14 protein-coding genes, 2 tRNA genes and 3 rRNA genes are annotated in these 21339 nt (G+C 61.2%); 7 read left to right on the forward strand and 12 right to left on the reverse strand.

The genetic code is table 11. From position 1 onward, the window contains the following. Positions 1–61: 61 nt before the first annotated feature. The 3 genes from AB3147_RS08710 to rng all read right to left on the reverse strand — a co-directional run bounded on the left by AB3147_RS08710 (position 62) and on the right by rng (position 2622). Entirely contained in the window at positions 62–763 is a 702-nt protein-coding gene (locus AB3147_RS08710; protein ID WP_175125690.1) for a DUF3053 domain-containing protein, read from the reverse strand. 129 nt (positions 764–892) lie between these two features. Then, positions 893–1162, reverse strand: a complete 270-nt coding sequence (locus tag AB3147_RS08715; RefSeq protein WP_218345049.1) for a hypothetical protein — start codon at positions 1160–1162, stop codon at positions 893–895. Next, positions 1159–2622 (reverse strand): ribonuclease G, encoded by a 1464-nt coding sequence (gene rng / locus AB3147_RS08720; protein WP_218345251.1) that lies wholly within the window; start codon positions 2620–2622, stop codon positions 1159–1161. Before rng ends, AB3147_RS08715 begins: the two co-directional genes overlap by 4 nt. An 884-nt stretch (positions 2623–3506) precedes the next feature. Here rng and AB3147_RS08725 point away from each other — a divergent pair. The 5 genes from AB3147_RS08725 to rrf all read left to right on the forward strand — a co-directional run bounded on the left by AB3147_RS08725 (position 3507) and on the right by rrf (position 8844). Next, positions 3507–5037 (forward strand): 16S ribosomal RNA (locus AB3147_RS08725). Positions 5038–5169: 132 nt separating this feature from the next. Next, positions 5170–5246 (forward strand) — tRNA-Ile (locus AB3147_RS08730). 24 nt (positions 5247–5270) lie between these two features. After that, positions 5271–5346 (forward strand) — tRNA-Ala (locus AB3147_RS08735). A gap of 297 nt (positions 5347–5643) precedes the next feature. Further along, positions 5644–8528 (forward strand): 23S ribosomal RNA (locus tag AB3147_RS08740). A 203-nt stretch (positions 8529–8731) separates the two neighbouring features. Next, positions 8732–8844, forward strand: a 5S ribosomal RNA gene (rrf, locus tag AB3147_RS08745). Together the 16S, 23S and 5S rRNA genes with 2 tRNA genes alongside form the textbook arrangement of a ribosomal RNA operon. 296 nt (positions 8845–9140) lie before the next feature. On the opposite strand, the gene AB3147_RS08750 is transcribed toward rrf, so the two are convergent. After that, positions 9141–10511, reverse strand: coding sequence for a sigma-54-dependent transcriptional regulator (locus tag AB3147_RS08750; RefSeq protein WP_367351731.1), 1371 nt, complete (start codon positions 10509–10511; stop codon positions 9141–9143). A gap of 91 nt (positions 10512–10602) precedes the next feature. Beyond that, entirely contained in the window at positions 10603–12549 is a 1947-nt protein-coding gene (locus tag AB3147_RS08755) for a sensor histidine kinase (RefSeq protein ID WP_367351732.1), read from the reverse strand. A 293-nt stretch (positions 12550–12842) separates the two neighbouring features. On the opposite strand from AB3147_RS08755, the gene AB3147_RS08760 reads away from it, so the two are divergent. Next, positions 12843–14195 carry a dicarboxylate/amino acid:cation symporter gene (locus tag AB3147_RS08760; protein ID WP_175125085.1) on the forward strand — a complete coding sequence of 451 codons (1353 nt, stop codon included), beginning with the start codon at positions 12843–12845 and terminating at the stop codon, positions 14193–14195. Between the two features lie 122 nt (positions 14196–14317). Here the strand turns inward: AB3147_RS08760 and AB3147_RS08765 are convergent, their stop codons facing one another. The 7 genes from AB3147_RS08765 to AB3147_RS08795 all read right to left on the reverse strand — a co-directional run bounded on the left by AB3147_RS08765 (position 14318) and on the right by AB3147_RS08795 (position 19537). Then, positions 14318–14944, reverse strand: coding sequence for a Maf family protein (locus AB3147_RS08765; RefSeq protein ID WP_367351733.1), 627 nt, complete (start codon positions 14942–14944; stop codon positions 14318–14320). 31 nt (positions 14945–14975) lie between these two features. Next, on the reverse strand, positions 14976–15446 hold the full coding sequence (rlmH, locus tag AB3147_RS08770) for a 23S rRNA (pseudouridine(1915)-N(3))-methyltransferase RlmH (RefSeq protein WP_056315576.1): 471 nt from the start codon (positions 15444–15446) through the stop codon (positions 14976–14978). A gap of 7 nt (positions 15447–15453) precedes the next feature. Then, the gene (gene rsfS / locus AB3147_RS08775) at positions 15454–15864 is read right to left on the reverse strand and encodes a ribosome silencing factor (RefSeq protein ID WP_191577071.1); all 411 of its coding nucleotides are present in this window, start codon (positions 15862–15864) and stop codon (positions 15454–15456) included. Positions 15865–15926: 62 nt separating this feature from the next. After that, positions 15927–16514, reverse strand: a complete 588-nt coding sequence (gene nadD, locus AB3147_RS08780; RefSeq protein WP_175139271.1) for a nicotinate (nicotinamide) nucleotide adenylyltransferase — start codon at positions 16512–16514, stop codon at positions 15927–15929. Continuing rightward, positions 16511–17422 (reverse strand): oxygen-dependent coproporphyrinogen oxidase, encoded by a 912-nt coding sequence (gene hemF / locus AB3147_RS08785; RefSeq protein ID WP_191577069.1) that lies wholly within the window; start codon positions 17420–17422, stop codon positions 16511–16513. The genes nadD and hemF overlap by 4 nt, the downstream gene beginning before the upstream one ends. Before the next feature lie 12 nt (positions 17423–17434). Next, entirely contained in the window at positions 17435–18742 is a 1308-nt protein-coding gene (gene purD / locus AB3147_RS08790; RefSeq protein ID WP_175125079.1) for a phosphoribosylamine--glycine ligase, read from the reverse strand. A 63-nt stretch (positions 18743–18805) separates the two neighbouring features. Then, entirely contained in the window at positions 18806–19537 is a 732-nt protein-coding gene (locus AB3147_RS08795; protein WP_175125078.1) for a YebC/PmpR family DNA-binding transcriptional regulator, read from the reverse strand. 159 nt (positions 19538–19696) lie between these two features. On the opposite strand from AB3147_RS08795, the gene AB3147_RS08800 reads away from it, so the two are divergent. Then, positions 19697–21235 (forward strand): helicase HerA-like C-terminal domain-containing protein, encoded by a 1539-nt coding sequence (locus AB3147_RS08800; RefSeq protein ID WP_175125077.1) that lies wholly within the window; start codon positions 19697–19699, stop codon positions 21233–21235. Positions 21236–21339 lie beyond the last annotated feature (104 nt).

The following is a 21339-nucleotide window of genomic DNA, read 5'->3' on the forward strand; positions in this document are numbered from 1 at the left end:
GCCCCGCCGCACCTTCAGGTGGCGGCGGGGCGATGCGCAGTGTCGGGTATTGAAGCGGCGCTTAGCGGCCCATCACCACGGCCTGCAAACGGGTCTGGGCCTGCTGCACATTCTTGGCCTGTGCATTCATCTCTTGCAGCAGCTTGTTCAGCTCGGCCTGCACGGCAGGGTCCGTCACGGACACGCTGTTGCCGGAGATCTCGATCTTCGACTTGTTCGCTTCGACGTAATCGGCAACCTTCAGGGCGACGTCGTAGGTGGCGTTGATCTGCGGCAGCACATCGGCAAACGTATCAGCCGGCAGGGTGATGGTCTTCTCGTAAGCCTTGTCGTACACGACCTTCAGGTCTTCAGGTTGCTTGAGCTGGGCGCGCGCCGCGTCGGCCTTGGCACGGTGTTCCTTCAGCGCCGCATTCATGTCGTTCAGACCGGCACGAACCGTCTTCAGGTCCTCGCGACGCGACACGATATCGTTCACCGAGCGCACCTGACCCTTCTGCAGGATCCCCGACAACGGCTTGACCGAAGCGTCCATGCCCGCGTTGAAGTCGGTGATCACCGCGTATTGGGCCGCGTAATCGCCAAACGACTTCTTTTCTTCATCCGTCAGTTTCGGGACGCGCACGCCCGGCTTGTCCACGATGCGCGTTTGCAGGAACTGCGTGAACGCGGCGCGCTGTTCGGGCTCCTTGTCGCCGCAGGCGGCCAGCACCAGCGGCAGGGCCGCGATCAGCACCAGGAACGGACGGAATAGGGACTTCATTGCAATGACCTCCGATTGACTAGGGAAAAGCGCCGAGGCGGTTACCCACCCGGCAAAGCGCCCGCAGCTTATCGATAACCCTTAGTCGCCGCCATCGGTTTCAGAATTCATTGCAAACGAAGCGTTAAGTCACAAAATCCATACATATCGAGTTGAAGCGTATGGGCGAATCAGGTAGGCCTCGTCACATTCGCCATCGCATTGCACGGGCAGCGCGGTGAAGAACGGCTCGCCGTGCGGTTCACAGCCCGGCTCGCCGGCCAGGATGTGGTCTTCAACGGCGTCACGTTTGCGCCGCGTGACCTCTTGGATCTCGTGAAGCAAGAAATAAAAAAGCCGCGCAAACGTGCGCGGCTCTTCATTTGGTCCGATGACTAGGCATTCATCTGATGCCGTCATACCAGGATGATGTCGTACTTCTCCTGAGAGTACGTCGCTTCCACTTCCAGCGACACCCGCTTGCCCACGAAGTCACCCAGCATCGCCAGGTGCTGGCTTTCCTCTTCCAGAAAAAGGTCGACCACTTCCTGCGAAGCCAGAATGCGAAACTCCTTCGGGTTGAACTGCCGTGCTTCTCGCAGAATCTCCCGCAGGATTTCGTAGCAGACCGTGCGCGGCGTGCGCACATTGCCGCGCGACTCGCACATGGGGCAGGGCTCACAAAGCTGATGCGCCAGCGAATCGCGCGTGCGCTTGCGCGTCATTTCAACCAGACCCAGCTGCGTAAAGCCATTGACCGTCATGCGGGTCCGATCGCGTGACAGCGCCTTCTTCAGTTCCGCCAGCACCGTGTCACGGTGTTCCTGTTCCTCCATGTCAATGAAGTCCAGGATCACGATGCCACCCAGGTTCCGCAAACGCAGCTGGCGCGCGATCGCCTGCGCAGCCTCGAGGTTGGTCTTGAAGATCGTGTCATCGAAATTGCGGCCGCCCACAAAGCCACCCGTGTTGACGTCCACCGTCGTCAACGCTTCCGTCTGGTCGATGATCAGATAGCCGCCCGACTTCAAGTCGACCCGGCGCGACAGTGCGCGCGCAATCTCGTCATCCACATTCGCCGTATCGAACAAGGGCCGTTCGCCGCTGTAATGCTGAATGCGGTCCACCACCGACGGCGTGTAGACACGCGCCCATTCCAGCATCGCGGCAGTCGTCGTCCGCGAATCGACCAGAATCGACCCGGTATCGGGCCCGACCATGTCACGCAGCACGCGCTGCGCCAGCGTCAGGTCCTGGTGCAACAACGCGGGGGCGGGCTGTGTGCGGGCCGACGCCTGCACACTCGTCCACAGCTTGCGCAGATACTCCACGTCCGCCGTCAGCTCAGCGTCATTGGCGCCCTCGGCCTGCGTGCGCACGATGAACCCGCCTTTTTCATCAGACGGCATCAACGCTTGCAGACGTTCCCGGAGCTGGATGCGTTCCGACTCCGAATCGATCTTTTGCGAAATCCCGATATGCGGATCGTGCGGCAGGTACACCAGCATCCGCCCCGCCATACTGATCTGCGTGGAAAGCCGCGCGCCCTTGGTGCCAAGCGGATCCTTGACGACCTGCACCATCAGGGTCTGTCCCTCAAAAATCAGCTTTTCAATCGGCGTGGGCGTCAGCCCTTGACTGCGTTCGGCGCGATTCTCACGAAGATCCGCAATATGGATGAACGCCGCACGCTCCAGCCCAATGTCGATAAAGGCGCTTTGCATTCCTGGCAGCACGCGGACGACCCGCCCCAGATAAATGTTGCCGACGTGGCCCCGTTGAATGCTTCGTTCGACGTGCAGTTCCTGAACCGAACCTTGTTCCACCAGCGCAACGCGGGTTTCGAACGGGGTGACGTTGATCAGGATGTCTTCGCTCATGGCGATCGCAGGGGGCATAACGGGTCTGTCTCCAATGAGATGCGGCGTACAGGCGAATAGTAAACGTACATGCTAGCCCCGCCATCAGGGGCTGCCGCCCTCTATATATATAGGGAAGACCGTTCGCAGGCCATGCCGCTGTCGACGGAGCAGGGCAGTCGGCCGGAAACCGCAGAGACCAACAACAATTTTGCGACGCCGCCATGACAGCGCAAAATTCTGTGCTATAGTCTCGCTCCTTCGCAGCTCACACAGTTTTTGAGACGCGAAGCCAAGCAAGTGCAACAGGCGAGGCGGGGCATCCCGACATCACCTGCCGCAACGGCAATCAGAAATGAGCGCTCCGCGGTTATTGCAAAGATCGGCGCAAATTAGGCAAAAGCCAGTTGCAAGATCTGCAAAAATTGTGCTATAGTCTTGGGCTTGGCAGTTGCTGAAAAATTAGGGTTTACCCTGATGTTTCGACAGCTGCTAGGGCAGGACGAAAGTCCTGGCGAGACCTGAAGAGGTCGCCGCAAGAAAGCAAAGCAAAATGCGAAGCTGACTTGACAAGCGATAAAAACTTCTTCATAATCTCGCTTCTCTGCTGCAACGACAGCGACGACGCGAAAGCGAAGTTGGCCGAAGTCGAAGGCAGGAACCAGTAGTACAGAATTTAGCAGTACCGCTCTTTAACAATTAAACAACCGATAAGTGTGGGCGCTTGATGCGAGTGCAGCGTTTTGGGTTTCGGCCTGGATCGCAAGCACAAGAAATCAAGTGCTCACTAGAAGTGAAGTACCTTAGACGTCAAGTTTAAGAACATACCTCACTTCCTTTGAGTAGCGACGTATGACCTGGTTTGGATTTATCCGGACCAAGAATACGAAACAAATACAGAGATTAAACTGAAGAGTTTGATCCTGGCTCAGATTGAACGCTAGCGGGATGCCTTACACATGCAAGTCGAACGGCAGCACGGACTTCGGTCTGGTGGCGAGTGGCGAACGGGTGAGTAATGTATCGGAACGTGCCTAGTAGCGGGGGATAACTACGCGAAAGCGTAGCTAATACCGCATACGCCCTACGGGGGAAAGCAGGGGATCGCAAGACCTTGCACTATTAGAGCGGCCGATATCGGATTAGCTAGTTGGTGGGGTAACGGCTCACCAAGGCGACGATCCGTAGCTGGTTTGAGAGGACGACCAGCCACACTGGGACTGAGACACGGCCCAGACTCCTACGGGAGGCAGCAGTGGGGAATTTTGGACAATGGGGGAAACCCTGATCCAGCCATCCCGCGTGTGCGATGAAGGCCTTCGGGTTGTAAAGCACTTTTGGCAGGAAAGAAACGTCGTGGGTTAATACCCCGCGAAACTGACGGTACCTGCAGAATAAGCACCGGCTAACTACGTGCCAGCAGCCGCGGTAATACGTAGGGTGCAAGCGTTAATCGGAATTACTGGGCGTAAAGCGTGCGCAGGCGGTTCGGAAAGAAAGATGTGAAATCCCAGAGCTTAACTTTGGAACTGCATTTTTAACTACCGAGCTAGAGTGTGTCAGAGGGAGGTGGAATTCCGCGTGTAGCAGTGAAATGCGTAGATATGCGGAGGAACACCGATGGCGAAGGCAGCCTCCTGGGATAACACTGACGCTCATGCACGAAAGCGTGGGGAGCAAACAGGATTAGATACCCTGGTAGTCCACGCCCTAAACGATGTCAACTAGCTGTTGGGGCCTTCGGGCCTTGGTAGCGCAGCTAACGCGTGAAGTTGACCGCCTGGGGAGTACGGTCGCAAGATTAAAACTCAAAGGAATTGACGGGGACCCGCACAAGCGGTGGATGATGTGGATTAATTCGATGCAACGCGAAAAACCTTACCTACCCTTGACATGTCTGGAATGCCGAAGAGATTTGGTAGTGCTCGCAAGAGAACCGGAACACAGGTGCTGCATGGCTGTCGTCAGCTCGTGTCGTGAGATGTTGGGTTAAGTCCCGCAACGAGCGCAACCCTTGTCATTAGTTGCTACGAAAGGGCACTCTAATGAGACTGCCGGTGACAAACCGGAGGAAGGTGGGGATGACGTCAAGTCCTCATGGCCCTTATGGGTAGGGCTTCACACGTCATACAATGGTCGGGACAGAGGGTCGCCAACCCGCGAGGGGGAGCCAATCCCAGAAACCCGATCGTAGTCCGGATCGCAGTCTGCAACTCGACTGCGTGAAGTCGGAATCGCTAGTAATCGCGGATCAGCATGTCGCGGTGAATACGTTCCCGGGTCTTGTACACACCGCCCGTCACACCATGGGAGTGGGTTTTACCAGAAGTAGTTAGCCTAACCGCAAGGAGGGCGATTACCACGGTAGGATTCATGACTGGGGTGAAGTCGTAACAAGGTAGCCGTATCGGAAGGTGCGGCTGGATCACCTCCTTTCAGAGCTTACGTGCTCGTGTTAAGCGTCCACTCTTATCGGTTGTTTGATATAGCTGGGATCAGTTGTAGGCTTGGGTCGAGGGAATCTTCCCTGGGTCTTCAGCTTCCTGACTACTGATCCGAGAAGGTTTTGGGTCTGTAGCTCAGTCGGTTAGAGCACCGTCTTGATAAGGCGGGGGTCGTTGGTTCGAATCCAACCAGACCCACCAGGTATTTCGCGATGTGCGGAATATGGGGGTGTAGCTCAGCTGGGAGAGCGCCTGCTTTGCAAGCAGGATGTCATCGGTTCGATCCCGTTCACCTCCACCATTGATTCTCATTGATCGCCGGTGGCGATGTAGAGGCCAACTCATAGTGTCGTATCTCACGGTGTTATGAGTTGGGTTTTACCCAACAGCTATATTTGTTCTTTAACAATCTGGAAGAAGCACAACGAAAAGGTGTTCATCGAGTAATCAGCATTGCTGATGAAGATGGGCACGGGTTGTGATTGCATTATTTTTTGTTCCAAGTTCTCAAGACTGAGGTGATAAGCCTCAGACTGCTTTGAAACTTATGAACGGCACAAACGCTAATACTCAGGTCCTATAGCCTACAGCGTTATAGGATCAAGCGACTAAGTGCATATGGTGGATGCCTTGGCGATCACAGGCGATGAAGGACGTAGTAGCCTGCGAAAAGCTGCGGGGAGCTGGCAAACAAGCTTTGATCCGCAGATATCCGAATGGGGAAACCCACTGCAGCAATGCAGTATCCCTAGCTGAATACATAGGCTAGTGGAAGCGAACCGGGTGAACTGAAACATCTCAGTAGCTCGAGGAAAAGAAATCAACCGAGATTCCGAAAGTAGTGGCGAGCGAAATCGGATGAGCCTTTACGTTTTAGCGCGCAGGATAGTCGAACGGAATGGAAAGTCCGGCCGTAGCAGGTGATAGCCCTGTAGACGAAATTCTGTGCGTGGAACTAAGCGTAAGACAAGTAGGGCGGGACACGTGAAATCCTGTTTGAAGATGGGGGGACCATCCTCCAAGGCTAAATACTCGTGATCGACCGATAGTGAACCAGTACCGTGAGGGAAAGGCGAAAAGAACCCCGGAAGGGGAGTGAAATAGATCCTGAAACCGTATGCATACAAACAGTAGGAGCCTCCTTGTGGGGTGACTGCGTACCTTTTGTATAATGGGTCAGCGACTTACATTCAGTGGCAAGGTTAACCGAATAGGGAAGCCGTAGCGAAAGCGAGTCCGAACAGGGCGAATTAGTCGCTGGGTGTAGACCCGAAACCAGATGATCTATCCATGGCCAGGTTGAAGGCACGGTAACACGTGCTGGAGGACCGAACCCACTAATGTTGAAAAATTAGGGGATGAGCTGTGGATAGGGGTGAAAGGCTAAACAAATCTGGAAATAGCTGGTTCTCTCCGAAAACTATTTAGGTAGTGCCTCAAGTATTACTGCGGGGGGTAGAGCACTGTTATAGCTAGGGGGTCATGGCGACTTACCAAACTATGGCAAACTCCGAATACCCGCAAGTACAGCTTGGGAGACAGAGCACCGGGTGCTAACGTCCGGACTCAAGAGGGAAACAACCCAGACCGCCAGCTAAGGTCCCAAATTATCGCTAAGTGGGAAACGAAGTGGGAAGGCATAGACAGTCAGGAGGTTGGCTTAGAAGCAGCCATCCTTTAAAGAAAGCGTAATAGCTCACTGATCGAGTCGTCCTGCGCGGAAGATGTAACGGGGCTAAGCGATAAACCGAAGCTGCGGGTGTGCACTTTTAGTGCACGCGGTAGGAGAGCGTTCTGTAAGCCTGCGAAGGTGGCTTGTAAAGGCTGCTGGAGGTATCAGAAGTGCGAATGCTGACATGAGTAGCGATAAAGGGGGTGAAAAGCCCCCTCGCCGTAAGTCCAAGGTTTCCTGCGCAACGTTCATCGGCGCAGGGTGAGTCGGCCCCTAAGGCGAGGCAGAGATGCGTAGCTGATGGGAAGCTGGTTAATATTCCAGCACCGTCGTACAGTGCGATGGGGGGACGGATCGCGGAAAATCATCAGGGTGTTGGATGTCCCTGTTGCTGCATCGAAGATGGCGCTTAGGCAAATCCGGGCGCGTAAATCAAGGGTGTGGCACGAGCGAGCATTGCTTGCGAAGTGATCGGAAGTGGTTCCAAGAAAAGCCTCTAAGCTTCAGCTGTACGAGACCGTACCGCAAACCGACACAGGTGGACGGGATGAATATTCCAAGGCGCTTGAGAGAACTCAGGAGAAGGAACTCGGCAAATTGATACCGTAACTTCGGGAGAAGGTATACCCCGGTAGTGTGAAGCGCCTGCGCGCTTAGCATGATGGGGTCGCAGAGAATCGGTGGCTGCGACTGTTTATTAAAAACACAGCACTCTGCAAAGACGAAAGTCGACGTATAGGGTGTGACGCCTGCCCGGTGCCGGAAGGTTAAGTGATGGGGTGCAAGCTCTTGATCGAAGCCCCGGTAAACGGCGGCCGTAACTATAACGGTCCTAAGGTAGCGAAATTCCTTGTCGGGTAAGTTCCGACCTGCACGAATGGCGTAACGATGGCCACACTGTCTCCTCCTGAGACTCAGCGAAGTTGAAGTGTTTGTGATGATGCAATCTACCCGCGGCTAGACGGAAAGACCCCATGAACCTTTACTGTAGCTTTGCATTGGACTGTGAACCGGCCTGTGTAGGATAGGTGGGAGGCTTTGAAGCGTGGTCGCTAGATCACGTGGAGCCATCCTTGAAATACCACCCTGGTTTGTTTGCGGTTCTAACCTTGGTCCGTTATCCGGATCGGGGACAGTGCATGGTGGGCAGTTTGACTGGGGCGGTCTCCTCCCAAAGTGTAACGGAGGAGTTCGAAGGTACGCTAGGTACGGTCGGAAATCGTGCTGATAGTGCAATGGCATAAGCGTGCTTGACTGTGAGACTGACAAGTCGAACAGGTGCGAAAGCAGGACATAGTGATCCGGTGGTTCTGAATGGAAGGGCCATCGCTCAACGGATAAAAGGTACTCTGGGGATAACAGGCTGATACCGCCCAAGAGTTCATATCGACGGCGGTGTTTGGCACCTCGATGTCGGCTCATCTCATCCTGGGGCTGTAGCCGGTCCCAAGGGTATGGCTGTTCGCCATTTAAAGAGGTACGTGAGCTGGGTTTAAAACGTCGTGAGACAGTTTGGTCCCTATCTGCCGTGGGCGTTGGATACTTGACGGAGCCTGCTCCTAGTACGAGAGGACCGGAGTGGACGTACCTCTGGTGTACCGGTTGTCATGCCAATGGCATTGCCGGGTAGCTAAGTACGGAAGAGATAACCGCTGAAGGCATCTAAGCGGGAAACTCGTCTGAAGATTAGGTATCCCGGGGACTTGATCCCCCTGAAGGGTCGTTCGAGACCAGGACGTTGATAGGTCGGGTGTGGAAGCGCAGTAATGCGTTAAGCTAACCGATACTAATTGCCCGTGAGGCTTGATCCTATAACACTGATGGTTATGACCTGGTGATATGGCGTTCCAAGTGTCGTTCAATACAAAATACTGGCTGCCCCGTCAGCAGCCAGCCAACACAATTACACCCCACTGTGCGCCGATCATCGAGCCCTAGCGCTCTGATCGCCACACGTTGCGCTTCTTCCAAGATTGGAGCCGTTGCCTGAACCGCAACCGCTCAACCAGTTACGCCTGACGACCATAGCAAGGTGGTACCACTCCTTCCCATCCCGAACAGGACAGTGAAACGCCTTTGCGCCGATGATAGTGGACGGACGTCTGTGAAAGTAGGTCATCGTCAGGCTTTTATTGCTCAAAACCCCGCAGGTATCCCCTGCGGGGTTTTGTCTTTGTGGCGTCGGGAGTAAGCCGGCTGCATTGCCGGCGCGTGTCGAGCGGTGCCCTATGCCTGACAACAGAAGCAGGTCGGGCGCGGAGCGCTAATACGTCGGCGCGGGGCGCGGCTATGCGCTGCTGGCCTCAAAACATCCTTGGTATATCGCTTTAATTAAGAAACCCCTCGCGGCTGGCGCCGCGAGGGGTTTTGTTTTGTTGCGAGGGGGATGGCATGCGCTGCAGCGGATTCTCGACGTGGCTGCTTTATACAGGGCTACGGGATCCGCCGACGTAATCCTGGCGGTCAATGCCGTGGCGTTGGAGTTTGTCGTAGAACGTCTTGCGCGGAATGCCTAGCGCGTCGAGTGTGGCCTTGATGTCGCCGCGGTGGGCGGTGAGGGCGTCGCGGATGATTTGCGCTTCGATCTGCTCCATGCGTTCCGGAAGGCTGAGGGCGCCCGCTTGCGGTTGGACAGGCTCAGGTGCGGAGCTATTGAGAACCCCAAGCACGAAACGTTCTGCGAAGTGCGCGAGTTCGCGAACGTTGCCGGGCCAGTCGTGCGTCATCAGGTGTTGGCGGATCGAGGCGGGCATGTCGGGGATGTCGCGCTGGAATCGGCGTGAGGCGTGGCCGAGGTAGTGGGCGAAGAGTAGCGGGATGTCCTCACGGCGTTCCCGCAACGGTGGGAGGCGGATCGTGACGACGTTGAGGCGGTAGAACAGATCTTCGCGGAACTTGGCGCGTATGGCGGGGCTACCTAGATCTTCTTTTGTGGCGGCGACAACGCGCAGGTCGAGATTGCGGACTTCGTTGCTGCCGAGCGGCGTGATCTGGCGTGATTCGAGCACGCGCAGCAGTTTGACCTGGACGGCGAGCGGCATGCTTTCGATTTCATCGAGAAACAGGGTGCCGCCGCTGGCATGTTCGATGCGGCCGATTCGTTTCTTTTGGGCGCCCGTGAAAGCGCCAGGCTCGTGACCGAAGAGTTCGCTTTCGATGACGCTTTCGGGCAAGGCGCCGCAATTGATGGCGACCAGCGCACGGTGCCGGCGGCGGCTCAGGCGGTGCAGTGCGGTTGCGACGACTTCCTTGCCGGTGCCCGTTTCACCTTCAACGAGCACATCGACGTCGGCGTCTGCAATGTGGCGCAACGTTTGCTTGATGCGCTGCATGGCGGGCGTGGTGCCGATGAACGGCACTTCGTCGGCTTCGACGGTGAAGGCGGCTTCGCGCAGACGGCGGTTTTCGAGAACGAGGCGCCGCTTTTCGGCGGCATGACTGATGGCGGCTACCAGGCGATCGGCCGGATAGGGCTTTGACAGGAAGTCGTACGCACCTTCCTGCATGCATTGAACTGCTGTGGCGATGTCGCCGTGGCCTGTAATCAGGATGACTGGAATGTCAGGGTCGATGGCGCGTAGCCGCTGGAAAAGCTCGAGGCCGTCGATATCAGGCATGCGGATATCCGTGACCACTACGCCGTCGAAGTTCCGGTCCAGGGCCGGCAACGCAGCACGCGCGTTGGCGTGCGCCTCGACCGAGATGCCGTGAAGCTTCAGCGTCTGCTGGGCCGCGCGGCGCAGTTCGTCGTCGTCGTCAATGAACACGGCGTGGGGCGCGACGGGCCGTTGCATGCGGTCGTCCGTCACGTCCGCGACCTTTGCTGTATTACGGGCATTTGCGGAATTTGCGGAAGTTGGGGCCTCGGCGCCGGGGGATTGAGGATCAGGGGCACGCGTCATGGTGAGTGCTCGGGGTGTGAGTTTGATCCGGCGCTTTGCGCAGGGTCAGAATGAACAAGGCGCCGGTCGCGGGCGCATGAGGGGACGGCAAGCTGGCATCGCCTGGGCGGGCGGCGCGGAGTTCGCCGCCGAACTCTGTGACGATGTCGCGGCTGATGACGAGACCCAGGCCCATGCCGTCCGGCTTGGTCGTGTGAAAGGGGGTGAAGAGGTGGGCGCGGGCTTGGTCGGACAGGCCGGGGCCGTTGTCGTGAACCTGCAGCTGCACGGTGTCGCCGAGGTCTTGCAAGGCGATGATGATTCGCCCGTTCTGGGCGCCTTCCAGCGCCTCGAGCCCGTTCTGCAGCAGATTGACCAAAACCTGCTCCAACCGAACGCGATTGGCCAGGACGTGGCAGTTCTGGTTGCGAGGCGGGCTTTTCAGCGTGACGCCTTGGCGGCGGGCGCGGGGACCCACGAGGAGAATCGCCCCTTCCAGAGCTTCCATCAGCTCGGTCGGGCCGACTGTTGCACCTGCCTTGCGCGAAAAGGCGCGAAGCTCGCCGGTGATGTGGCCGATTCGATCGGTCAGTGCGGCGATGGTGCTCAGGTTCTCCTGGACGGCGCTTTCGTCGCGCCGTCGCAGAAACTCGGCGGCATTGTCGGCGTAGGCGCGGATGGCAGCGACGGGCTGGTTGACCTCGTGCGCGACGCCGGCCGCGACCTGGCCCAGCAATGCCAGCTTGCTGGCTTGGACGAGTTCGTCCTTCATGGTGTGAAGCTGGGATTCGGCGCTTTGGCGTTCGTCCATTTCGTCGACGAGCTTGGCGTTCACGTCTCGCAGCTGCGCTGTGCGCTCGTCCACCAGCGCTGCGAGCTGTTGTTGAATCGCGGCCTGTTGCTCGGCGCGTTCCTGGTTGCGATGACGGCGGTACAGCACCACGCCGATCAGCGCGGCGAGCACGCTCTGCGTAAGTAATGCGCCGAGTTGGGCATTGGCGCTGGCCTGATTCATGGCCGCCTGCACCGGGGATAGCTGGTGCAGCGTCCAGCCGGGCGATTCGATGACCGGCAGGGTGGTGTGCAGCAGTGGAGCGCCGGCGGCGGCGCGGGGCAGCGCGTCGTCGGTGCGGATGAGTTGGCCGTTGCTGGCCGGTTGCAGGGGCGGTGTGACGGGAAGCGGTTGGAATTTTGCGTCACCGAACTGCAGGCTGGTGCGCAGCGTCTCTGCCAGCGCGGCCGACAGCGGCGCCAGTACCCGGAAGCGCCAGTCTGGAATATTGCCCAGCAACACCACGCCATGTTCGTCGGTCACGAAGATGACGGCGTTGGCTTGGCGCCAATCGGCCTCCAGGTCCCGGAAGTCGACCTTCAAGACCACCACGCCCAGCATTGCGCCCTGCGCGTCGTCCACACGCCGCGACAGGTACAGGCCCGCTTCGTGACTGACCGTGCCCAGTGCGAAGTGTTCGGCCGAGCCGTGCAGGACCGATCCCTGGAAGTAGGGGCGGAATTTGTAGTCGACGCCGACGAAGGTGGCTGGTTCGCGCCAATTGCTGGCGGCGATCGCCAGCCCTTTTTTGTCGAGCACGTAGATGGCGGAGGCGCCGACGCCGCGGCTGAGCGCTTCGAGCTTTTCGTCCAACGCCTCGATCTGTCTTGAACTGGCTCCTTGAAGCGCTGCGCGCAGGTCGACGTCCTGGGTCAGCACAAAGGGCAGCGCCCGGAATTTGTCGAGGTTGTTGCGCAGCAGCGCGGCGTTGATCTGGCCGGTGCTGCGGGCCTGGAGGGCGGCCTCGCGCAGCGCCCCGTCGCGCGCCCACTGGGTGGCCGCGTGCAGCGTGATCGCGACGATGCCGACGGCCAGCAGTGTCAGCGCGACGCGCCATGGCCAGGACCGGGCGCGGGGAGAGGTGGTTGGGGGGAGGGGTGAGGAAGAGGAGCCGTTCATGGTGTGCGGTTTTCCGCACATTTTAGCGGGTTTCTGTGCGGAGATTCGCCTATTAATGCTTCTCGGTGGACAAGGAGCGATTGCGAAATCCTATATTTTTCAATGCTTTATCTGAATTGTTGCGGGGCCGCCTGACTTGGCATGGGTATTGCGTTTATACCGGCAAGCCGCGCGGCACACCCCCGCGGTGAAATCGGCCGGCGGCAGGATCGCATGGCCATAAAACAGATAACGCCCCGACGTCGCACGCGCCACGCTGCGCGGAGCAAGGGGCCCTGGTGGGGACAATCCCAATGATCGAAGTGGATCAAAGCGCGCCCGCGCGCAAGCTCAAGTTCTATCAAATCCTGTACGTGCAGGTGATCTTCGCCATCGTGGTGGGCATCTTGCTTGGCGCATTCAAGCCGGAACTCGGCCAGCAGATGCAACCGCTGGGCGACGCCTTCATCAAGCTGGTGAAGATGATCATTGCGCCGGTCATCTTCCTGACCGTGGCAACCGGCATTGCCGCCATGAGCGACCTGAAGAAGGTCGGGCGCGTGGCCGGTAAGGCCATGCTGTATTTCCTGGTGTTCTCGACGTTGGCGTTGGTCGTCGGCATGGTGGTCAGCCATATCGTGCAGCCCGGCGCCGGCATGCACATCGACCCGACCACGCTGGATCAGAAGGCCGTATCCGGATATGTCGCCAAGGCGCATGATTCGACGATCACCGGCTTCCTGATGAACGTGATTCCCACGACCATCTTCAGCCCGTTCGTCGGTGGCGACATCCTGCAGGTGCTGTTCGTGGCGGTGCTGTTCGGCATTTCGCTCGCCATGGTCGGCGAGCGCGGCAAACCGATCCTGAATTTCATGACGGCGCTGGCGCAGCCCATCTTCAAGATGGTGGCGATCCTGATGAAGGCCGCGCCCATCGGCGCCTTTGGCGCGATGGCGTTCACCATCGGCAAATACGGCATCAAGTCAGTCGTGAACCTGGCGATGCTGGTGGGCACGTTCTACGCGACGTCGGTGCTGTTCGTGGTGGTCGTGCTGGGCCTGGTTGCCCGCTACAACGGCTTCTCGATCTTCAAGCTGGTCCGCTACATCCGCGAAGAACTGCTGCTGGTGCTGGGCACGAGCTCGTCGGAAGCCGCTCTGCCGACGTTGATGCAGAAGATGGAACGCGCTGGCTGCTCGAAGTCGGTGGTCGGCCTGGTGGTGCCTACCGGTTACTCGTTCAATCTGGACGGCACCAACATCTACATGACGATGGCCGCGCTGTTCATTGCGCAGGCGTGCGACATTCCGCTGTCGCTGGGTGATCAGATCCTGCTGCTGCTCGTGGCGATGCTGAGCTCGAAGGGCGCGGCCGGCGTGACCGGCGCGGGTTTCATCACGCTGGCGGCCACGCTGTCGGTGGTGCCTTCGGTGCCGGTCGCCGGCATGGCGCTGATCCTGGGTGTGGATCGCTTCATGTCGGAATGCCGCGCCCTGACCAACCTGGTCGGCAACGCGACTGCGACCGTGGTCGTCGCGCGCTGGGAAGGCGAGCTCGATCAGGAGCAATTGCATGCCACGCTGGACAGCGCAGGCACGCCCGCGGCGGCGCAGACGCAATCGCAGCCGCAAGTCGCCATCGGCGAACCTGCCCGCCAGAGCTGAACTTCTTCGCCGCGCACGCCCGGCGGCGAATGAAACATGGCCTGCGCCGAATCGCGCCCCGGTCAAAAAAAATCCCCCGAAAGCCTTGCGGCGCGGGGGATTTTTTTCGGGCTGGATTGGTGTCAGGGCACTTGGATGCCGGCCTCGCGGAGCAGGTTGGCGGTTTCGAAGAGCGGCAGGCCCATTACGCCGGTGTAGCTGCCGGCGATGCGCGAGACGAATGTGCCCGCCAGGCCTTGAATGCCATACGCGCCCGCCTTGCCGAAGGGTTCGCCGCTGTCGCAATAGCGGCTGATTTCGTCGTCTTGCAGGGCGCGCATGTGGACTTCGGTGATGGAGACGGCTTCCAGCAGGCGGTCGCCACTGCACACGGCAATCGCGGTATGGACTTCGTGCGAGGCGCCGGACAGCGCTCGCAGGATACGGATCGCGTCGTCGCGGTCTGCGGGCTTGCCCAGGACCTCGCCCGCCAGGATGACGGTGGTGTCGGCGGCAAGCAAGGGCAGGACGGGCATGGCGTGCGCGCGCATCCAGTCGCGGCCGCGCAGGGCTTTGTCCCGGGCGGTGCGCTGCACGTAATCAGCGGCGCTTTCGCCCGGATGCTGCGGTTCGTCCTCGCCGGGCGGGGCCGGAACGAGCAGGACCTCGTGCGCGAGGCCGATCTGATTCAGCAATTCGCGGCGGCGCGGGCTGGCGGAGGCGAGATACAGGCGCAGGGAGGAACGGGAGAGAGTGGCGGTGTCGGTCATGCGCAGCAGGGCAGGCGCCGCCGGGCGGCGGTCACGCGCGGTGGTAGGGATGGTTGGTCATGATGGCCCAGGCGCGGTAGAGCTGTTCGGCCAGGACCACGCGCACCATGGGGTGGGGCAACGTGAGGGACGACAGGCGCAACTGGCCGCTGGCGGATGCCTTGAGGGCGGGATCCAGGCCGTCGGGGCCGCCGACAAGAAACGCGACATCCTGCCCGCCCGCGCGCCACTGTTCGAGTTTTTGCGACAGCGCCATCGTGGTGAGGTCGCGGCCGCGTTCGTCCAGGGCCAGGCGCAGCGCATTGGCGGGCAGGGCGGCCTCAATGCGCTTGGCCTCCGCCGCCATCATCTGGGCCGGGGTCTTGCCTGTGGTGCGGGGCTCTGGCTTGATTTCGCGCAGTTCAAGCGCGCAGTCGGCCGGCAGGCGCTTGGCGTAGTCGTCCCAGGCGGTCTGCACCCAGTCCGGCATCCGCGTGCCCACCGCGACGACGATCAGCTTCACGGCGTGATCAGTCTTCGGTGTCGTCGTAACCGCTGCCGCTGTCGCTGGGGACAGGCGCGACGCGGGTCGATTCGGGCAGGAGCTTCACGCGCACCGGCTTGCCGCCCCAGATTTCTTCGAGGTTGTAATACTGGCGAATGGCCGGCTGCATGATGTGCACCACGACGTCGCCAAGGTCGACGACGACCCATTCACCGGTGTCCTCGCCTTCGATGGTGATGCCGGTAAGCGACATGGCGCGGCCGCGATCGGCGACGCTGGATGCCAGCGCGCGGGTCTGGCGATTGGAGGTGGCGCTTGCAATCACGACGCGATCGAACAAGCTGGTCAGATGCGTGGTGCTGAAGACCTTGATGTCTTGCGCCTTGACGTCTTCGAGGGCGTCGATGACGGCGCGTTGGAGTTTCTGTATATCCATAGGTGCAAATATAACCCGCTCGAGGGCGGCGGCGGCTGACCGGCCGCGCCGGGCGGGAAGGTTTATCGGTAGAGTTTGTGCGCCGCAATATAGGCGGCGACGGACGCGTCGAGCAGTCCGTCGGTGGATTCGCCCTGCGCCAGGCGCTGGCGGATTTCGGAAGCCGACACCGGCATGGGCGGAAAAGGCAGTTCTTGCAGCGTGCGGCCCTGGTCCTCTAGCCATTGCGCAAGTTCCGGCGGTGCGCTGAGGGGCGTGCCGGGGCGGGTGGCCACGGCCAGGTCGACCAGGCTGGAAATGTCGCGCCAGTTGCGCCAGGTGCAGAAATTGGCGAGCTGGTCGGCGCCCAGCAGCCATGCATAGCGCGCGTCCTGCGGCAGGGCGCGCAGCGTGTCGATGGTGTAGGTGGCGCCGCCCCGCTCGATTTCAATGGGGTTGACCGCCAGTCCCGGATGGCCGGCGATGGCCAGTTCCAGCATCGCAAGGCGATGTTCGGCGGTGGCGTTCAGCGCAGCGCGCTGCCAGGGGTTGGCGGCGGGGATGAGCTGCACCTGGTCTAACCCCAGCGACTGCAGGGCATTCTGCGCCAGCGCGATGTGGGCGACGTGAACGGGATCGAAGCTGCCGCCGAAGAGGCCGATGCGTTTCAAACCCAGTCCCGCGGTTTGAGATAGGCGGCCAGTTCGGCCTCGGGGGTGCCGGCTTCAGGCTGCCAGTCGTAGCGCCATTGCGCGAGCGGCGGCATGGACAGCAGGATTGATTCGGTGCGGCCCCCGGATTGCAGGCCGAAGAGGGTGCCGCGGTCGAAGACCAGGTTGAATTCGACGTAGCGGCCGCGGCGGTAGGCCTGAAAATCGCGCTCGCGTTCGGTGTAGGCGATGCCGCGGCGCTTGTCGACGATGGGCAGGTAACTGTCCAGGAATGCGTCGCCGACTGAACGGGTCAGGGCGAAGGACGCGTCGAAGCCGGGGGCGTTCAGGTCGTCGAAGAAGACGCCGCCGATGCCGCGGGTTTCGTCGCGATGCTTGAGGAAGAAGTATTCGTCGCACCAGCGCTTGTAGCGCGGATAGTAATCGGGCCCGTGGGGCGCCAGCGCGTCCCGGCACACCGTGTGGAAGTGGCGGGCATCTTCTTCGAAGGGATAGTACGGGGTGAGGTCGATGCCGCCGCCGAACCAGAAGACGTCGGCCTCGTCATGGCCGGGCCGCGCGGCCGCGACGAACATGCGCACGTTCATGTGCGTGGTGGGCACGTACGGATTGCGCGGGTGCAGCACCATGGACACGCCCATGGCTTCCCAGGAGCGGCCGGCAAGTTCTGGGCGGTGCGCGCTGGCCGACGGCGGCAGCTTGGAACCCTTGACGTGGCTGAACAGCACGCCGGCGCGTTCGAAGAGCTGGCCGCCTTCGAGCAGGCGCGACAGACCGCCGCCGCCCTCGGGCCGCACCCATTCGTCGGCGCGGAAGGGGCCGCCTTCGGCCGCTTCCAGCGCGCCCACGATACGGGCCTGCAAGCCGGTGAGGTAGTCCCGGACAGCGGAGACGGGCAGAGCGGTCATGGGCGGTTCCGGTTACGCGTTGGACTTGGGCTTTTGCTGCGACGGCTTGAGCGCGCGCCAGCCGATGTCGGAGCGGTACTGGCGGCCATCGAAGTGGATGCGGTCAATGGCTTCGTAGACACGGTCGCGCGCCATTTTGACGGAATCGCCCAGGGCAGTGACGCACAGTACGCGGCCGCCAGTGGTCTTGACTTCTTCGCCATCGAGCTGGGTGGCGGCGTGAAAGACCATGCAGTCTTCGGCGTCGGCGGGCAGGCCGCGGATGACGTCGCCGGTGCGCGGCGTGTTGGGGTAGTTGTGAGCGGCCAGCACGGCGCCCAGGGCGGTGCGGCGGTCCCAGACGATGTCAGCCTGGTCGAGCGTGCCTTCGACGGCGTGCTCGAGGGCATCCAGCAGGTCGCTCTTGACGCGCATCATGATGGGCTGGGTTTCGGGGTCGCCCATGCGGCAGTTGAATTCCAGCGTTTTGATTTCGCGGTCGGGGTCATCGCCCGGGGCGATCATCAGGCCGGCGTACAGGAAACCCGTGTACGGAATGCCGTCGCGCGTCATGCCCTGCACGGTAGGCAGGATGATTTCGCGCATGATGCGGTGATGCAGTTCGGGCGTGACGATGGGCGCGGGCGAGTAGGCGCCCATGCCGCCCGTGTTGGGACCGCGGTCGCCGTCCTGCAGGCGCTTGTGGTCCTGGCTGGTGGCCAGGGCGAGCACGTTGCGGCCATCGCACATGACGATGAAGCTGGCTTCTTCGCCGATCAGGCATTCTTCGATGACGACGCGCGCGCCGGCTTCGCCCATGGAGCCGTCGCCCAGCATGGCGTCGACGGCGGCGTGCGCTTCTTCGAGGGTGGCGGCAACGACCACGCCCTTGCCCGCGGCCAGACCGTCAGCCTTGATGACGATGGGCGCGCCTTCCTGGTCAATGTAGGCATGAGCCTTGGCCGGGTCGGTGAAGGTTTCGTAGCGCGCGGTCGGGATGTTGTGCCGGACCATGAAGGCCTTGGCGTAATCCTTGGAGCTTTCAAGCTGCGCGGCGGCCTTGGTGGGCCCGAAGATCTTCAGGCCACGGGCGCGGAAGACGTCGACGACACCGGCGGCCAGGGGCGCCTCGGGGCCGACGACCGTCAGGGCGATGCCCTCGCGCTGGACGAAATCGGCCAGTTCCTCGGCATTGGTGAGCGGGATGTTCTCCATCTGCTCGGCCCGTTGCGTGCCGCCGTTGCCCGGAGCGACATACACCTTGTGCACGCGCGGGGAGCGGGCCAGCCGCCAGGCGAGGGCATGTTCGCGGCCGCCCGAGCCAATTACCAGGAGTTTCATGTTGCGTGAGTCTGAAGAGGCGCGCAGGCAGACGGAACCGCCGGCGCGCCAGGAAAGGGAGAGTTACTGCGCTTCGTCGAAAATGACGGTCGTATAGACTTCCTGCACGTCGTCCAGGCTTTCCAGGGCGTCGAGCAGTTTCTGCATCTTGGCGGCGTCGTCGCCGGCGAGTTCGGTTTCGTTCAGGGCCTTCATGACGATGCCGTCGACTTCTGCCTTCAGGCCGGCCTCGTCGAAGGCCTTGCGCACGGCAGCGTAATCGGACGGCGCGCAGACGACTTCGATCACGCCTTCTTCGTCGGTGGTGACGTCTTCGGCGCCGGCCTCGAGGGCGGCTTCCATGACCTTGTCTTCAGGGGTGCCCGGGGCGAACACGAATTGGCCGCAGTGCTTGAACATGAAGGCGACCGAGCCTTCCTGGCCGAGGTTGCCGCCGTTCTTGGAGAACGCGTGGCGCACTTCAGCGACGGTGCGGGTGCGGTTGTCGGTCATGCAGTCGACGATGACCGCTGCGCCGCCAATGCCGTAGCCTTCGTAGCGGACTTCTTCGTAGGCCTCGCCGTCGGCGCCGCCCGCGCCACGCTGGATGGCGCGCTGGATGTTGTCCTTGGGCATATTGGCGTCGGTGGCCTTGTCCCAGGCCATGCGCAAACGCGGGTTGCTGTCCGGGTCGGGGCCGCCGGCGCGCGCCGCCACGGTGATTTCACGAATGATCTTGGTCCAGAGCTTTCCGCGCTTGGCGTCTTGGCGCCCTTTGCGGTGCTGAATATTGGCCCATTTGCTGTGTCCGGCCATGGCTTCCCAGGGTAATGTGTCTGCAAAAACGGCATTTTACCGTGCCGGCGGCCCTCCCGTCCGGCAAGAGGGACGCTTGTGTCCATATAGCCACGCGCACAAGGCGGGCGGCAGGCTCTACACTTGGGCATCCATCTGATCCCTGGTCCGGAGCCGCCCATGCCCAACCCCCTTGTCATCGCCAAGAACGCGCAGACCGAGTTGGCGCTGCTGCCGGCCCTGGCCAACCGCCACGGGTGCATCACGGGGGCCACCGGCACGGGCAAAACCGTCACCCTGCAGGTCCTGGCCGAGTCTTTTTCCCGGATCGGCACGCCCGTGTTCATGGCGGACGTCAAAGGCGACCTGACCGGCATTTCGCAGGCGGGCGTGTCCAGCCCCAAACTGCAGGAACGCCTGAAGAACCTGGGGCTGCCGGAGCCCGCCTGGGGCGCCAGCCCGGTCGCCCTGTGGGACGTCTTTGGCGAGCAGGGGCTGCCGGTGCGGGCCACCATTACCGATATGGGGCCGCTGCTGCTGTCGCGCATTCTTGAACTGAACGACACGCAGGAAGGCGTCCTGACCCTGGTTTTCAAGGTGGCGGACGACGAGGGACAGCTGCTGCTGGACTTGAAGGATTTGCGGGCGATGCTGCAGGACGTCGCCGACCGCGCCGGCGAACTGAAGACGCGCTACGGCAATGTGTCCTCGGCCAGCGTCGGCGCCATCCAGCGCGGTCTGCTCGCGCTGGAATCGCAAGGCGCGGAACGGTTTTTCGGCGAGCCGATGCTGGACGTTGCCGACCTGATGCGCACCGACGCGCAGGGCCGCGGCATCGTCAACGTGCTGGCGGCCGACAAGCTGATGCAGGCGCCGCGCCTGTACGCCATCTTCCTGCTGTGGCTGCTGGCCGACCTGTATGAAAAGCTGCCCGAGGTGGGTGACATGGACCAGCCCAAGCTGGTCTTCTTCTTCGACGAGGCCCACCTGCTGTTCAACGACGCCCCGCAGGCGCTCCTGACCAAGATCGAGCAGGTCGTGCGCCTGGTCCGCTCAAAGGGCGTGGGCGTTTATTTCGTGACGCAGAATCCGCTGGATATCCCCGACACCGTGCTGGGCCAGTTGGGCAACCGCGTCCAACATGCCCTGCGGGCGTTCACGCCGCGCGACCAGAAGGCTGTCAAGACTGCGGCGCAGACCATGCGGCCCAATCCCGGCCTGGACATCGAGGCCGCGATCACCGAGCTGGGCGTGGGCGAGGCGCTGGTGTCGCTCCTGGATGCCAAGGGCCGCCCGATGCCGACCGAGCGCGCCTACATCGTGCCGCCGGGCAGCCGTATCGGGCCGGCGACGGACGCGGAACGTCAGGCGCTGCGCCAGGGCAATCCCCTGGCGCCCAAATATGAAAAGGCGGTCGACCGGGAGTCCGCCTACGAAATCCTGGCGGGCCGCGCGGCGGCGCCGGCAGAACCTCCGGTCGCCAAGGATGTACCGGCCCGGGCCGGGCAGCCGTCCGCCAAGACGTCCCAGCCGCCTGCCGACGAGAGCGGCGGGCTGATGGACAGCCTGAAGGACGTGCTGTTCGGGTCGACCGGACCGCGCGGCGGCAAACGCGACGGCGTGGTGCAGACCATTGCCAAAAGCTCGGCCCGCTCCATCGCGCGGGAACTCACGCGAGGGATCCTCGGGTCGTTGCTGGGTTCGAAGGGCCGGCGCTAAGCCTCATCGGCGCAACGTGGCGTATCGGTTAGTCCGACCGTCCGTTTCGTAAAGTGGGGTATTGTGTGGCCGGCATTTATGCCTGACATTGCGGGCGGTGTATC

The organism is Achromobacter animicus (assembly GCF_040775605.1).
Lineage (GTDB): Bacteria > Pseudomonadota > Gammaproteobacteria > Burkholderiales > Burkholderiaceae_B > Achromobacter > Achromobacter animicus.